General features: G+C 63.2%; 12 protein-coding genes. 5 read left to right on the forward strand and 7 right to left on the reverse strand.

Annotation, left to right across the window (positions count from 1 at the left end; all coding sequences use genetic code 11):
- Nucleotides 1-37 precede the first annotated feature (37 nt).
- Nucleotides 38-817, forward strand: a complete 780-nt coding sequence (locus tag ACOJB8_RS06145; protein WP_475011547.1) for a phosphoribosyltransferase — start codon at nucleotides 38-40, stop codon at nucleotides 815-817.
- A gap of 21 nt (nucleotides 818-838) precedes the next feature.
- Nucleotides 839-1,693 carry a lipase family protein gene (locus ACOJB8_RS06150; protein ID WP_475011548.1) on the forward strand — a complete coding sequence of 285 codons (855 nt, stop codon included), beginning with the start codon at nucleotides 839-841 and terminating at the stop codon, nucleotides 1,691-1,693.
- 42 nt (nucleotides 1,694-1,735) lie between these two features.
- Here the strand turns inward: ACOJB8_RS06150 and hydA are convergent, their stop codons facing one another.
- The 5 genes from hydA to ACOJB8_RS06175 form a co-directional block, all read right to left on the reverse strand.
- Nucleotides 1,736-3,193, reverse strand: a complete 1,458-nt coding sequence (gene hydA / locus ACOJB8_RS06155; RefSeq protein ID WP_475011550.1) for a dihydropyrimidinase — start codon at nucleotides 3,191-3,193, stop codon at nucleotides 1,736-1,738.
- Between the two features lie 44 nt (nucleotides 3,194-3,237).
- Nucleotides 3,238-4,740 carry an NCS1 family nucleobase:cation symporter-1 gene (locus tag ACOJB8_RS06160; RefSeq protein ID WP_069262154.1) on the reverse strand — a complete coding sequence of 501 codons (1,503 nt, stop codon included), beginning with the start codon at nucleotides 4,738-4,740 and terminating at the stop codon, nucleotides 3,238-3,240.
- A gap of 59 nt (nucleotides 4,741-4,799) precedes the next feature.
- A complete protein-coding gene (preA, locus tag ACOJB8_RS06165) occupies nucleotides 4,800-6,077 on the reverse strand; it encodes an NAD-dependent dihydropyrimidine dehydrogenase subunit PreA (protein WP_368603189.1) in 1,278 nt (425 codons plus the stop codon).
- Between the two features lie 62 nt (nucleotides 6,078-6,139).
- The gene (locus ACOJB8_RS06170; protein WP_475011551.1) at nucleotides 6,140-7,534 is read right to left on the reverse strand and encodes an NAD(P)-dependent oxidoreductase; all 1,395 of its coding nucleotides are present in this window, start codon (nucleotides 7,532-7,534) and stop codon (nucleotides 6,140-6,142) included.
- Between the two features lie 123 nt (nucleotides 7,535-7,657).
- On the reverse strand, nucleotides 7,658-8,923 hold the full coding sequence (locus tag ACOJB8_RS06175) for a Zn-dependent hydrolase (protein WP_069262157.1): 1,266 nt from the start codon (nucleotides 8,921-8,923) through the stop codon (nucleotides 7,658-7,660).
- Nucleotides 8,924-9,270: 347 nt separating this feature from the next.
- Here ACOJB8_RS06175 and ACOJB8_RS06180 point away from each other — a divergent pair, with 347 nt between their 5' ends.
- The 3 genes from ACOJB8_RS06180 (at nucleotide 9,271) to ACOJB8_RS06190 (ending at nucleotide 15,109) form a co-directional block, all read left to right on the forward strand.
- Nucleotides 9,271-9,990: a TetR/AcrR family transcriptional regulator gene (locus tag ACOJB8_RS06180; RefSeq protein WP_069262158.1), complete on the forward strand. Its 720-nt coding sequence runs from the start codon at nucleotides 9,271-9,273 to the stop codon at nucleotides 9,988-9,990.
- 374 nt (nucleotides 9,991-10,364) lie between these two features.
- The gene (locus tag ACOJB8_RS06185) at nucleotides 10,365-12,281 is read left to right on the forward strand and encodes an SMP-30/gluconolaconase/LRE-like region family protein (protein ID WP_475011553.1); all 1,917 of its coding nucleotides are present in this window, start codon (nucleotides 10,365-10,367) and stop codon (nucleotides 12,279-12,281) included.
- 2,066 nt (nucleotides 12,282-14,347) lie between these two features.
- Entirely contained in the window at nucleotides 14,348-15,109 is a 762-nt protein-coding gene (locus ACOJB8_RS06190) for a YoaK family protein (protein WP_342948184.1), read from the forward strand.
- A gap of 37 nt (nucleotides 15,110-15,146) precedes the next feature.
- Here ACOJB8_RS06190 and ACOJB8_RS06195 read toward each other — a convergent pair whose 3' ends face one another.
- Nucleotides 15,147-15,443, reverse strand: coding sequence for an H-NS histone family protein (locus tag ACOJB8_RS06195; RefSeq protein ID WP_069262162.1), 297 nt, complete (start codon nucleotides 15,441-15,443; stop codon nucleotides 15,147-15,149).
- 118 nt (nucleotides 15,444-15,561) lie between these two features.
- Entirely contained in the window at nucleotides 15,562-15,891 is a 330-nt protein-coding gene (locus ACOJB8_RS06200) for a hypothetical protein (RefSeq protein WP_069262163.1), read from the reverse strand.
- Nucleotides 15,892-15,970: the final 79 nt, after the last annotated feature.

Raw genomic sequence — 15,970 nt, forward strand, 5'->3', positions numbered from 1 at the left:
CCTGGCGTAACACTGTAGGTGAAAGGAACGAAATCAGGTGAACACAGAATTTGCCCGACTTCCCGTCTACTTTTATGGCTACGACGACATAGAGACCTTTTGCCTGTCGAAAAGAGAGCAACTGGTTCGGGAAAACATCGGTTTGATACTCGGCATCCTGCGCGGAGGCGCCATACCGGCCCTGATGCTTTCGCAGATGTTGGGCCTGCCCGTCGACTTCGTACACTACGATCGTGGGGAAGCGAAAGCTGAAATCAACAACAAGAAAGTGTTTGATCTTGTCGATGCCTGCGTCAAGGAAGGCAAGAGAATCCTGCTGGTGGACGATGTTGCCGGCGTTGGATATACGCTGGCCAACTGCTACGAGTATTTGCTTTCGTTTGTTAAAGACGAGTCTTTGATCAAAGTGCTGACGCTGGTGCACCACGTCGATAGTCGAACGGATGCGGACCACTACAAAGATTGCTCTTCGGTGCGCGCAGTATTGCCATGGGAGCGGTATGTCACCAGCCGCCAATGCCTCGATGATTTCGTGAAGGAAGAAGCGGCGCTACTGGAAGATCAACGCTACAAGAAGACGTTGGCCATCGACGATCTCGCCTACCCGTTGAACCTGAAACAGGAATGGAAGGTGGATTGCCACGTGGAATTCAAGGGCGATCAACACTCGCTATTGAATACCATCCAGGCCGTCGGGCCAGAGGAGATCTACTGCAACAACGAATTTCTGATAGGCCTCATTCTGAGTAAATTTCCGTTTTCCATTGTGTATAAAACAATTAACAACAAGCGATACAGAATCAGCGCTTTTGATTAGCGGTTGCACACGGAGGTGCACATGAGCTCTATCCCCTACGACCCATCACGCGACGCGCTCAACTCACCGCAGCTCAGGCCTGCAGTGTTCACTGCCGGCAGCAACTACGAAATCGACGGGCTGTGCGCGGAGTTCGCGCGGCTTGCCTATATACGCTACGAACAAGGTGGCGCCGAACTTCAGCGGCTCGAACAAGCGCTCGCCCTCGTGGGTTTCGAAAGCGCTGTTCCCTTCAACAATGCCGACGACGACACGCATGGCTTCGGCGCCGTGAGGCGCTCCGATGGCCTCGCCGTGCTCGCGTTCCGGGGAACGGAACCGCAGTCACTCACCGATATCGCAACAGACCTGGAAATCAGCATGACAAAGTGGACGGAAAGCGCCGGTCAGGTTCATGCTGGATTTGCAGGCGCCGCCCGCGGCTTGCGCGAAGCAGTCGGCAACTGGTTGAACGAGACCGCGCCGACGAGAAGACAGCTCATCTTGACAGGTCATAGCCTCGGTGCGGCCATCGCGACGCTCTTTGCCAGCCTTTGCACGCCCAACGCCCTCGTGACATTCGGTTCGCCACGCGTAGGCGACGCGACGTTTGTCGCCACCCTTGGCCCGGTCGGCATCAGGCGCTATGTCGACTGCTGCGATCTCGTCACCGACTTGCCACCGCCCATTGGAGGATACGTTCACGCGGGAGTGTCGAACTACATCACGCACGAAGGCAAAGTGGCTCCGCACGCCGACGATGCTTTCGTGCAAGCGGACCGCGCCGCCGCCCGGGAGGACTATCTGCTCCAATACGCGTGGCGCATCGGTGACGTCATGGTGCGTGACCTCGCGGATCACGCCCCGATCAACTACGTGAGAAGTCTGGTCCCCTGAAACGGCACGCTGCCGTCGATCAGACTAACCGAGCCCTCTCGCCTAACTGGCCGCATCCCCCTCCCGATGCACCGGCTGCGTCTCCTTCAAGCTCTTCGCAAGCCGCGACGCCTGCAGATAGCCGGGATTCGCAGGCCGCTTCAGGTAACGCCCGGCACCGCGCCGCGCCCGCAGATCGCCGTTGGCCCACACGAGTTCGCCCTGCGAGACCGTATGCGTGGGGACGCCCCGCACCGTCATGCCTTCGAAGACGTTGAAGTCGACGTTCTGATGATGGGTCTTCACCGAGATCGTGCGCGTGGCCTGCGGGTCCCACACGACGAGGTCGGCATCGGCGCCGACAGCCACCGTGCCCTTGCGCAGATACAGATTGAAGATCTGCGCGGCGTTCGTGGAGGTCACCCGCACGAACTCGTTCGGCGTGAGCCGGCCCGTGTTCACGCCCTGATCCCACAGCACGGCCATGCGATCCTCCACGCCGCCGCATCCGTTCGGAATCCTCGTGAAATCGTTGCGGCCCATTGCCTTCTGCGAAGCACAGAACACGCAGTGGTCGGTCGCCGTGGTGTGCAGCAGCCCGCCTTGCAGCCCGCGCCAGAGCGCGTCGCGATGTTCTTTCGTGCGGAACGGCGGGCTCATCACATGGGCGGCGGCGCGCGTCCAGTCCGGGTCGCGATACACGGACTCGTCGATCACCAGATGGCCGGCGAGCACCTCGCCGAACACGCGTTGCCCTTCGCTGCGCGCGCGGGCAATGGCTTCGAGCGCGTCTTTCGCCGAGACATGCACGATGTACACCGGTACGCCCAGCACCTGCGCAATGCGAATTGCGCGGTTCGCCGCCTCGCCTTCGACTTCGGGCGGCCTTGAGAGCGGATGCGCCTCGGGTCCCGTGAAGCCACGCGCGAGCAGTTGCCGCTGCAACTGAAAGACGAGCTCGCCATTCTCGGCATGCACAGTAGGCAGCGCGCCCAGTTCGAGCGAACGCGCAAAGCTGTTCACGAGGATCTCATCGTCGGCCATGATGGCGTTCTTGTACGCCATGAAGTGCTTGAAGCTCGACACGCCGTGTTCGTTCACGAGCAGGCCCATGTCGCGATGCACGCTGTCGTCCCACCACGTGACCGCCACGTGGAAGCCATAGTCGGCGGCGGCTTTTTCGGCCCAGCCGCGCCACTCGCGAAACGCATCCATGAGCGGCTGCTTCGGGTTGGGAATCACGAAATCGATGATCGACGTCGTGCCGCCCGCGAGGCCCGCCGCCGTGCCCGTGTAGAAGTCGTCGCTCGCCGTCGTGCCCATGAACGGCAGCTCCATGTGCGTATGCGGGTCGATGCCGCCCGGCATCACATACTGGCCGCCTGCGTCGACCACGGTCGCGCCCGTGGGCGCGTCGAGGTTTTCGCCCACGGTCTGGATCACGCCGTTTTCGCAGAGCACGTCCGCCCGCCAGCTCTTGTCCGCATTGACGACGGTGCCGCCTCGAATCAGGATCGCCATGATGCCCAGTCTCCTTCAGTTGAACGAATTCACGCTGCCACGACTCACGCGCTCGCCACGCTCGGTCGCCGGCTCTTGCCGAGCTTCATCATCACGCCGTAGACGAGCGCCGCAATCGCGAGCCCCACGAACCACGCATAGGTGTAAATGCTTTTGAACGCGTCGGGCACGGACGGAAACACACTCGGAAATGCGGTGTTGAGAAAGCCCGGCAGATTGGGCAGCACACCCAGGACCAGCGCGATGACGGCCGCCATATTCCAGCCGTTCGAGTAGGCGTATTCGCCGTTCTCTTCGAATAGCTCAGCCGTATTCAGGCGCGTGCCGCGAACGAGGAAGTAATCGACGATGAGAATGCCCGCCACGGGTCCGAGCAGCGCCGAATAGCCAACGAGCCAGGTGAAAATGTAGCCCTGAGTGGTGGCGAGAATCTTCCACGGCATCATCACGATGGCAATACCCGCGGTGATGAGCCCACCCGCCTTGTACGAGATGGCCTTCGGCCAGAGGCTCGAAAAATCATAAGCAGGACCGACGAGATTCGCGGCGAGATTGCAGCACATCGTGTCGAGCGTGAGGATGACGAGCGCGATGCCCACGCCCACGCCTTCCATGCGGCTCGTGAGATCGATGGGGTCCCAGATCGCCTTACCGTAGATCACCACCGTGGCCGAAGTCACGACGACCGAGACCACCGAAAGCAGCGCCATCGGAATGGGCAGACCGATGGCCTGCCCGACGAACTGGTCCTTTTGCGTTTTCGCGAAGCGCGTGAAGTCGGGAATGTTGAGCGCGAGCGTGGCCCAGAAGCCCACCATGGCCGTGAGGCTCGGCCAGAACGTCGCCCAGAAGAGACCTGCCTTCTTGCCGCCAGCGGCAAACTGGGAAGGCTGCGAGAGCATCGAACCCACGCCGCCCGCCTTCGAGCAGGCCCACCACACGAGCACCACGCACATCACGACCTTGATGGGCGCGGACCAGCTTTCGAGCCAGCGGATCGAGTCGGTGCCGTGCAGGATGAAATAGAGTTGCAGCACCCAGAACACGAGGAAGCACGCGCCCTGGCCGATCGAGATGCCGAGAAACGGCAGCGCGTCGCCCACCAGTGCGTTGTGCGTGAGGATATTGGCGAGCGTATAGATGGCACTGCCACCGAGCCACGACTGGATACCGTACCAGCCGCACGCCACGATGGCGCGCAGCATGGCGGGCAGCTTCGCGCCTTGCGTGCCGAACGAGGAACGCACCAGCACCGCGTAGGGGATGCCGTATTTCGTGCCTGCGTGGCCGATCAGCAGCATCGGCACGAGCACGATGAGATTGCCGAGCAGCACCGTGAGCACGGACTGCCATGGCGACATGCCCTGCTCGGTGAGTCCGGCCGCGAGCATGTACGAGGCGATGTTCATCACCATGCCCACCCAGAGCGCCCCGAAGTGATACCAGCGCCACGTGCGCTGCGCTGCGCCGGTTGGCGCGAGATCGTCGTTGTATAACTCGCTTTCGGCGCGGCGCGCGCTGGCGTCGCCTGTCAATGGCTGACTCATGGTTGCAGTTCTCCGTGACTTGTCGTTGGTCTGGTTCGGTTCAGTTCTGTTTCAATGGGTCAGGCGGCTTTCGGATCGGCCACGCGCGCCGGGTTGTTGGGATGCGTGGTCCAGTTCGCGTAGCGGCCCGAGTCGACGCGCTCCATCGTGATGCATTGGTCGACCGGGCAGACGTGCATGCATAAATTGCACCCGACGCAGTTGGCGTCGACCACCTCGAAGTGACGCTTGCCGTCGCGCATTGCGGTGATGGCCTGATGCGAGGTGTCCTCGCAGGCGATATGGCAGAGACCGCACTGGATGCAGCGGTCCTGATCGATGCGCGCCTTGATGTCGTAGTTCAGGTTCAGGTACTGCCAGTCGGTGACGTTGGGCACGGCGCGGCCGCGAATGGCGTCGAGATTCGCGTAGCCCTTGTCGTCCATCCAGTTGGAGAGGCCGTCGATCATATCGCTGACGATTCGGAATCCGTAGTGCATCGCGGCGGTGCAAACCTGCACGCTCCCCGCGCCCAGAACGATGAATTCGGCGGCGTCGCGCCAGTCGGAAATGCCGCCGATGCCGGAGATGGGCAAGCCGTGCGTTTGCGGGTCGCGCGCGATTTCCGCGACCATGTGCAGCGCAATGGGCTTCGCCGCGGGGCCGCAGTAGCCGCCGTGCGTGCCTTTTCCATCCACAGTCGGCAGCGGCGCCATCACGTCGAGATCGACACCCACGATCGAGTTGATCGTATTGATGAGCGAGACGCCGTCCGCGCCGCCCTTCATCGCCGCGCGCGCGCCGTGGCGTATGTCGGTCACGTTGGGCGTGAGTTTCACGAGGCAAGGCAGGCGCGTGCCCTCCTTCACCCAGCGCGTGACCATTTCGATGTATTCGGGCACCTGCCCCACGGCCGCGCCCATGCCGCGCTCGCTCATGCCATGCGGGCAGCCGAAATTGAGCTCCACCGCATCGGCGCCGGTATCTTCCACCTGCGGCAAGATCCACTTCCAGTCCTGCTCGGTGCACGGCACCATCAGCGAGACGATGAGCGCCCGGTCTGGCCAGTCGCGTTTCACCTGCGCGATTTCCTTAAGGTTCACGTCGAGCGGGCGGTCGGTAATGAGCTCGATGTTGTTCAACCCCGCAATGCGCTGGCCGCGCCACGTGGTGGCGCCATAGCGCGAGCTCACGTTCACCACGTGCGGGTCGAGCCCGAGTGTCTTCCAGACCACGCCGCCCCAACCCGCCTCGAAGGCGCGGTTGACGTTATAGGCCTTGTCGGTCGGCGGCGCGGAGGCGAGCCAGAATGGGTTCGGCGATTCAATGCCGGCAATCGTGCAGCCCAAGTCGGCCATGATGCGACTCCTTCGTATTGTCTGGATTCGGTGTGTCGTTCGGCTGGATCGAACTGCGTAGTTCAAGCGGCTCTGGCGGACTGATTCGCGAGATAGCGGTCGATTGCACGCGCGGCGAGCTTGCCGTCCTGCACGGCCTGCACGGTGAGATCGGTTGCGCCATGGCCCGCACAGTCGCCGCCCGCGAAGACGCCTTCGATGGAGGTCGCACCGTCTGCATCCACGGCAATACGCGCGCCGCCTGCAGTAAGTTGCAGGGCGTCGAGGCCAACCAGGCCTTCGGGCAAGAGCTTTTGGCCAATGGCTTTCAGGACCATGTCGGCTTCCACACGCACGATTTCGCCGGTGCCGCGCAACGCGCCGCCCGCATCGAGCGCCGTGCGCTCGAACTCCACAGCCTGCACGCGGGTGTCGCCAGTGATGCGCAGCGGCTTCATCCATTCGACCAGCACCACACCCTGTGCGCGTGCGAATTCCTGCTCGGCCCAGGTGGCGCTCATCTGCGCCGCGCCGCGGCGATACGCAAGCATCACTTGCTCCGCGCCCAGCTTGCGGCTTTGCACAGCGGCGTCGATGGCCGTATTACCGCCGCCGATCACCACCACCTTGCGGCCCACCGCAAGCGTGGAAAGATCGTCGGCTTCGCGCAGGCGTGCGATAAATTCCACAGCGTCGCGCACGCCGTCGAGCGCTTCGCCTTCACTGGCAAGCGCTTGCGTGCCGCCGAGTCCCACGCCGATGAACACGGCGTCATACGCGGCTCGCAATTCCGTAAGCGTGATGTCGCGGCCAAGCCGCTGGCCCTGACGTATTTCGATCCCACCGATGGAAAGCAGCCATTGCACCTCGCGCTGCGCGAAATCGTCGACGACCTTGTACGCCGCGATGCCGTATTCGTTGAGGCCGCCCGGCTTCTCGCCCGCGTCGAACACGCTCACGCGATGCCCCGCGAGCGCAAGCGTATGCGCGCAGGCGAGCCCCGCCGGTCCGGCCCCGACCACGGCAACGCGCCGTCCCGTCTCACTCGCGCGTTTGAAGAGCGGCGGCGCACCAGCGGCTTCGCGCGCCATCTGAAAGTCGGTGGCATGGCGCTGAAGAGCGCCGATCCTAACCGGTTCGCCATCCTGATGATTCCGGACGCACGCGCCTTCGCAGAGAATTTCAGTCGGGCACACGCGCGCACACGTGCCGCCTAGAGGATTCGCGCTCAATATGTCGCGCGCCGCGCCCTTGAGGTTGCCGTTGCCGATCCTGCGGATAAAGCCCGGAATGTCGATGCCAGTCGGGCAAGCCGCCACACACGGCGCGTCGTAACAATAGTGGCAGCGGTCGGCGGCAATGACGGCCGCATTGGGGGACAGTGGCGGCGCGACATCGGCAAAGTTGCAGCCGAGTTGCTCGGCCGTGAGGCGGCGAGGCGCGATGCCGTCGGCGGCATTCGAGTTGGACTGGGACATCCGGATGCTCCTTGCGAGGCAAAACACGGGTCCGCCGGCTGTGCATGGCTCGCGCAGCCGGTACGTGGGGAAAGCGTGAAAGACAGCGCGGCTCTCAGGCCGCTTGCTTTGGCGTCAACGGCGTCAGCCGGGTTCGCTCGCGCGTTCGAGCATGGCGTGCAACAGCACGTTCGCGCCCGCCTCGATCCATTCGATCGTCGCGTCCTCGACCTCGTTGTGACTGATGCCGTCGATGCATGGCACGAACACCATCGAAGTCGGCGCGACCGTCGCGAGATAGCACGCGTCGTGGCCCGCGCCCGAAACGATCTCGCGGTTCGAGTACCCAAAGCGCTCCGCCGCCGCGCGCACGGAGTTCACGCAGGCCTTGTCGAACGGCACCGGCGCGTAATAGAAAATCTGCTCGAGCTGCGTTTCGAGCTTGCCTTGTTCTGCAATCCTTTCGATTCCTTCGCGCAGCTCGGCGTCCATCTGCGCGAGCACGTCGTCCTGGGGATGGCGGAAATCGATGGTAAAGAACACGCGGCCCGGAATTACGTTGCGCGAATTCGGATGCACCTGCATCATGCCGACCGTCGCGCAGGCCAGCGGCGCGTGGCGCAGGCCAATTTCGTTCACGAGTTGCACGACACGCGAGGCGCCCAGCAGTGCGTCGCGGCGGCGCGGCATGGGCGTCGGACCCGCGTGCGCCTCCTGCCCCGTGAGCACGACCTCGTACCAGCGCTGGCCCTGCGCGTCCGTGACGACGCCGATCGTTTTATTTTCGGCTTCGAGTATCGGCCCCTGTTCGATATGCAGTTCGAACGCCGCGTGTATCTTGCGGCCGCCGCACGGCAGTTCACCTGCATAGCCGATGCGCTGCAGCTCCTCGCCGATGGTCTTGCCATCGATATCCTTGCGTGAGAGGCCGTAGTCGAGCGTAAAGACGCCCGCGAACACGCCGGAGGCGACCATGGCCGGCGCGAAACGCGAGCCTTCCTCGTTGGTCCAGATCACGGTTTCGACGGGGCGCTCGGTTTGAATGCCGTGATCGTTGAGCGAGCGGATTACCTCGAGGCCGCCCAGCACGCCGTAGATGCCGTCGAAGCGCCCGCCCGTGGGCTGGGAGTCGGCGTGCGAACCGGTCATCACCGGCGGCAGGTCGTTGTTGCGCCCCGCCCGGCGCATGAACACGTTGCCCATCTGGTCGACGCTCACCGTGCAGCCGGCCTCTTTCGCCCATTGGACGATGAGATCGCGCCCTGTCTTGTCGAGATCGGTGAGCGCGAGACGGCACACGCCGCCCTTGGGCGTGGCACCGATTTTCGCCATCTCCATCAGGCTGTCCCACAAACGCTGGCCGTTCACGTGAATCGCGGTCGTCAGCGCGGCTTCGCTTACTGCGTTCATGCGTGTCCTCCTGTCCGTGTTCGTCAAACGTGCATTCTTGCCACCTTCTGGGGCGAGAAGCGCCATGGCGGTGCACGCTCGATTGGCGCATCGCGACTCCCAAAACCTCGCCCCGCGAATCCTGTCCGATTGGACAGGTTGTAGACGATAAACTTCGCGAATTCAATGCGGTGTTACCAGCGAGAAGCGTGCCATCGATGCTGCAGTGCGCGAAAAACGCGCCAGCACTCCGCGCGTTTTCCCCGAGAGCGGTGAATGCACGAGGCGCTTACATCGTGACTACAATGAAGCCGACATGGGCGCGGCAGCCGTGCGCCGCCTCTTCCCTACTGAACGGACTGACCATCATGCGCGACGACGAACCCACCACGCAAGCCGCGACTCACGCGATGCGCGGCACGGCTCACGAACGGGAAGCCGCTGACGCAACGCACAAGCCGCGCCGACGCAAAGCCGCCATTCGCGAGTCGAACGAAGCGCATCTGCTCGCCTGCGCGGAGGCCGTGTTCGCCGAGCGAGGCTTCGAAGGCGCAAGCACGGCGCTGATCGCGGAGCGCGCGGGCCTGCCGAAGGCGAATCTGCACTACTACTTCCCCACCAAGCTCGCGCTCTACTGGCGCGTGCTCGATGATCTGTTCGAGGAATGGAACGCGGCCGCCAACACGTTCGATGCGAGCGACGATCCGGTGGAGGCCATTGGCGGCTATGTACGCGCGAAGATGGAACTCTCGCGGCGCAGACCGCTCGGGTCGAAAGTGTGGGCGAACGAGATCATCAGCGGCGCGACGCATATGCAGGACATCCTGCTCAAACGTGTGAAGCCGTGGATGGAAACGCGCGTGAAGCTGATCGATCGCTGGATTGCCGAAGGCTTGCTCGCCCCCGTCGATCCGAAGACGCTGCTTTTCATGATCTGGGCGACCACGCAGCACTATGCCGATTTCGAGGCCCAAATTCGCGCGCTCTCGGGCAAGCGCGCGCTGTCATCGGCTGGGTTCGAAGCGAGTACCGAGGAAGTGGTGCGGTTGATTTTGCGCGCGAGCGGCGCGCGCTCGCCTGGGCATTGAGCGAAGCGGCAACGGTGTGCCGTTGCGTGGCTCCGATGACCCGAGCGCCAGAAAGAGCCGCGCATGCCGGCGCCAACGCCTGAGCGTCATGCCGGTCTCGCGCTGGAACGCGCGGTGTAGCGTGCGCTCCGCCATGCCCAGCCTGTGCGCCCAATCTGCGACTTCGCGCGGCGCACGCGGCGCAGCGATGATCGCGTCGCAGAGCATGGAATCACGACATGACGCAAAGGGTCCTTTGCTGATCGTGCCGCCTTGCAACAAGTACACGCGCTCACACAGCACGACCTCCCGATTGCGGCGTAGCTTCTACATCGGTCACTTTATGCGCCGCGATTCACGCCATCGCGGCGCGATGTCTATGGGAAGCCCAGCGCATGTTCAACAACCGGATTCGCGCAGCATTGCTGGGTCTTTTCGTCGCCGCCATTGCGCCCGCCAGTCATGCGCAATACACGACCGACTGGCTCGCCAACAGCTTTGGCACGCTCGTCGCACACGTCGGTAACGGCGCGCGCTCGATGTGGGTCGCGCCCGAGGGTGTCATCTATACGTCATCGCGCTGGGACGAAAACGCGGGCGGGGTCGCGCGCTATCAGAACGGCGCAACGCTCGGCACCATCGGCGCGCACGACGAGTTCCAGGGCAGTGCGATCACGGGCAACGCGACGTCGATCTTCGTCGCGCTCGGTTATAGCCGGGCGTACGGCAGCGGATCGGTAGGCCGCTACAACCGAAGCTCGAACACGCGCGAGCTTCGCATTGCCGTGAGCACCTGGACCGGCATCCAGAACGCGGATGTGATTACCGGTCTTGCGACAGCGGGCACACTCCTCTACGCCAGCGACTACTACGGCAACCGCGTGCGGGTCTACACGACCGACGGCGTCTGGCAGCGCGACATCGGCGTCCAGCAACCCGGCGCACTCGCAATCGACGGTGCAGGCAACGTCTGGGTCGCGCGCGAAAACGCAGGTGTAGTCGCACAGTTCAGCCCAGCCGGCACGCCGATGAGCACGATCCAGATGGCCGCTGGCGCCCGGCCCTCTGCACTCTATTTCGACGCACCGACGAACCGGCTACTGGTTGGCGACGAGGGGCCCGACATGAACATCAAGTGTTATGCCCTGACCGGCATGCCGGCGCTGGTCGGCACGCTCGGCGTGCAGGGCGGCTATCTGGACACCACGACGGGCATCAAGGGGCAGGTCGGCGACAAGCGCTTCACGCGCGTCGTCGGTATCGGCAAGGATGCAGCGGGCAATCTGTATGTGCTCAATAACGCATGGGGCGGCGACTGGGACCTCGGCCGCAACGGCAGCACCGACATTCATTCGTACAACTCATCGGGTACGCTGCAGTGGACTTTGCAAGCGCTCAATTTCGAGGCGATCGCGGCGCCCGACCCGGCAACCGATGGCGCGGACTTCTACAGCGGGAACACCATCTACACGGGTACAGCAGGCGGCGCGTTCGTAGCGAATACGATCGATCCGTTCAGCTGGCCGGCCGACCCGCGCCTGAACATGAACGACTATCAGCGCGGCCAGTTGTTCGGGCAACTCGTGGTGGTGGGCGGCAACCGCATTCTCGTCGCCTCCGGGCAGAATCCCGACACCTTCAACTTCTTTCATTTCCAGCCGTCGAGCGGGTACATTGCCATTCCCGACGGGTCCATTCCCGGTAAGGCGTTCAATACGAATACGAAGGTGACGGGCGGCTTCGCGATCGACGGCAATGGCGACGTCTGGGCCGGGCTCGACCGAACCAACCAGATCTACCATTACCCGCTGACCGGCTTCGACGCGAACGGCAAGCCATCATGGGGCGCCGCCAGCACGATCCAGATCCCGCGAACCGTGCGCCCGCTCACGCGCATCATTTATCAGTCGGACAGCGACACGATGATCCTCGCGCAGGGCATTGCGGGAAGCTGGGACTGGACAGCCATGAACGGGCACATCGAGATCTATCACGGCTGGAAAGCGGGCAACACGAGCGCGCCGAGCCCGGTGATCGATCTCACGAGCGCGAATCCGAAATCGCTCGCGGCAGCGGGCCACTACCTGTTCGTCGGCTACGTGCATACGGTGCCGAATATCGACGTGTTCGACCTGAACACCGGCAGTCTCGTCACGACCTTGACGAACTCGAACCCGACGGCGATGGATGTCGGCAACGACGTGGATTCGATGTATGGCATTCGCGCATACCTGCGCTCGACCGGCGAGTACGTCGTCACGAAAGACAACTACAACGGCTCGAGCGTCGTGGTCTATCGCTGGCACCCGTAACGCCTGTTCTGGAACGCAATTAGCGTGGTTGCACGGTCTCACGACCCCGCTCTGATCCGCGCGCAGCCGACTTCTCGCTTAATTGAAAGCGTTTATTGAAAGCGCTTTGTTTGGCCGAACCAACGCCATTCGCTAGCATTTCTTCGCCAACCTGGCCCATCCCAGCTACCAGCCCGGACAATCCACCTACAGGCTACGTCGTTTACCGAGTCTTCAAGGCATATGAATGTTGTATTGATTCGTCATGCGAATCAAGTCCGCGAAGGCGTAACCTTCTGATCGCCGTATTCTGCAGCGATACGTCATTGCGTTCCGCTAATGAGAAGCGAAGTCGCAATGAAGATGGTTCTTCTGAACCATGCCGACGACACGCACCGGGGGAGCGCGTCGAGGTACATCGCTTGCGCGCCTGTTGAACAACGCGCGGAGCGGTTTTGCGCGGGCAAGTCGGGCGTTTTAAGTGGCTTGCACGAGAAATAGGGGGAACGATGAACCGATCAACGAAGCAGACCGTGGTATGGGTGCTCGCTTTGGCCCTGTCGGGTGCGGCTTATGGTGCGGCCGGCGGTAATGGCGGGGGAAACGGCGGCGGTAATGGTGGAGGCAACGGCGGCGGCAATGGCGGCGGCAACGGCGGTGGCGCAGGAGCCGGTGCTGGTGCGGGCGGTGGCCACGGCTCCGGGTCCGGGTCAGGTTCGGGCTCGGGCTCGGGCTCGGGCTCTGGGTCAAGTTCAGGCTCTGGTTCGAGTTCGGGCTCAGGCAGCTCCGGTGCAGGCAGCTCCGGTGCAGGCAGCTCCGGTGCAGGCAGTTCCGGTGCAGGCAGCTCCGGCGCAGGCAGCTCCGGCGCAGGCAGTTCCGGTGGCAGTAGCGCCGGCGGAAGTAGCGCCGGTGCAGGCGGCGGTAGCTCGAGTGCGGGTAGCTCTTCAGGTAGCGCAAGCGCAGGCGGCCCGGGTGGACCTTTGGGCCGCGGCTCACCACGCATGAGTGCGGCGACGGCCATGGTCGAAATCGTGCCGCCTCCTCCGCCGGCGCCGATCGTAAACGCGCCGGTTACCAATGCATATAACCCACCGCCGCACGCGCCCTATTCGGATTATCGTCCGAATGCGTTGGTGATACCCACTCCAGCCAGGACCGACAATGCCCCGCCACCGAGTGTGACTACGTCGATCCGAGGCACAACCACCCCGGCACCCAGTGCGCCGGTTGCGAACTACGCGCCGCCGCAGAGCGTACCGCGTCCACCTCCGGTTTCCGTCGCAAGGCCGGCTGCCGAGCCGGTTGCGAACGATTACGGTCCGCCAGGCGTGTCCGGCACGGGCAGCGGCGCGCGCCACGGCGCCGGTCCTGCTGGGGCTGCGAACCACTCTGGCTCGCCGGGCGTAGGCGGCACGACCAAAGCGGGCTTCGCGGTGGACACAGGCGGGTACGAACCACCGATCCTGACGCCGACGAGCACGCCTTGATCGTATTCACGCTGCCGGGACAGCTCGCACGGGTATCGGCACGGTGACGAATCGCCGTGCCGTGGTCGACGGCATGGCGTCCGGCTTCGGCCCAAGCAGCGCGATGCTGCTGCGGGCGATGCCCTACTACATCAACGAATTCCCCGAGCAGGTACGGCTACGCCGACTTCTACGCCGGTCACCGGCACCTGGAAGCGTCGGTCATCCTGCCAGGCGCGCAACGTTATTTGACCGTATGGGACGGGGTGGAGATCGACGAGGCGTTCGGCGCGAATCGCGATCCGGTTCGAGAGTCTGGAGACCGAGGACAATTTCAACGATCTTTACAGATTGATCGTCCAGACGATGCCCAAAGCGCAAACCTGAACGACCTCACCGGCCTGCGCACCGTGGATTGCCGCCCGTTCGACCTTGCCGACGCTCGATCGAGACCCGGGGCTCGCGCGAAAAAGGCCTATGCAAGCGGATTACACGAATTCACGACAACGTGGCGAGCCCTGCGGCAAACAACCGCACCCCAAACGCCAGATGGCGTTGGGCCGTGCAATCGGTCCGCGTCGTACACTGTGCGTTTCGACGCTCGTAGCCCGGAACGCCGTCGTGCCCATTCATTATCTGCGCAGCTTCACCTCTGTCGAACGCACCGAGCAGGCCAACCTGCGGCTTGGCCGTGCACTGGCCTGGGTCGCCGGTGCCATCAATGCGGGCGGGTTCCTCGCCGTTGGGCAATACACGTCGCATATGTCGGGCATCGTCTCGTCGCTTGCCGACAGCACCGCGCTTGGCGATAGCGGCATCGCGTTGTCCGCCATCAGTTCCATCCTTGCCTTTGCGAGTGGCGCCGCGACTTCCGCCATTCTGATCAACTGGGGACGCCGCCGTTGCGCGCGCAGCGTCTACGCGCTGCCGCTCCTGCTCGAAGCCGCCCTGCTCCTTTGCTTCGCCGCGCTCGGCGCGAATCTCGGCATCCATCGCGTTCTCTTCGTGCCGCTGACGGTGGCCGTGCTCTGTTACATCATGGGCGTGCAGAACGCCATGATCACGAAAATCTCGCACGCCGAAATCCGCACGACGCATGTGACCGGCATCGTGACAGATCTGGGAATCGAACTTGGGAAGGCGCTCTACTGGAACTGGGGCGTGCCGTCCTCGGCGTCGCATCACGTGGCGGCCGACATGCAGCGGGTACGCGTACTCGGCTCCCTGCTCGGCATGTTTTTGCTTGGCGGAACGCTGGGCGCAGTGGCTTTCCGGTATTTTGGATTTGCCGCGGGCGTTCCCTTGTCGATGCTGCTGGTGATTCTCGCGAGCGTCCCGGTTACCGACGATTTGCGCCGCCTGCCACTGCGCGATCTCTTTTGAGGAATATGTCGGTCGCCGGCGGCAGATACCGGGCAATTCACTCGCTTATCAGAAACCTGTCGCGATTCTTCGCGTCCTTGATCCAGTTCGGCGCGCGTCCTCTGCCGGACCAGGTCGCGCCGCTTGCGGGATCGCGATATTTCGGGGGCGCCGCGCTATGCGAAAGCCCCGACCTGCCGCGACGACTACCAAATATGTCTTGCTGCGTGTACCCGAATTCGGCCACCTTTGCGCGGATATCGGCGAGAACCGTCTCGAACTCCTGCTGACGGGCGACCGTCGCCTGACGCTCGAGTTCCGCGAGTTGCGCCTTCAGTTCCTTGTACGTTGCCACGAATCGTCTCCTGCGCGTGGACACCATTCGCTAATCATAGTGGCTTTCGCTCACACCGCCTTCCAACGTGATCGCAAGGCATTCGCGGCAGCGACAGCAAACTCACGCAGCAGATCGCTCAGGCCGTGACGAAGACAATTGCCCCCGCATCGGCAACCTGGGCGAACAACCGCACGAAACGATAGCTTTGCGCCTGGATAGTCAGTTCGTTGAGCCCGGAGCGCGTGCCTTCCAGTATCGCGCGAGCCACCGGCTCCGGAATCGCGCCGAGGTGCGCCCAGTCTTCCGGCAGCAGCGCGGGATCGCCCAGATAGACCTCGCTTTTCCCGCCAGGCGTTCGAACGAGAATCAGGCTTCCTCCCTTGTCGAGTGCAATTTCCAGGTACTCGGACAAGGTTGCCAATGCCTCTGTGTCGACATCGCGGGCGGCATGTGAATTCGAAGTCATAGGGTGGCCACGCTGAGTAGTATGTCGATCACTATCGTACCCCCGCTCCTGCCTGTTCGGCGCATTTTGACAGCGGCAC

Source organism: Paraburkholderia sp. BR10141, from assembly GCF_056155635.1.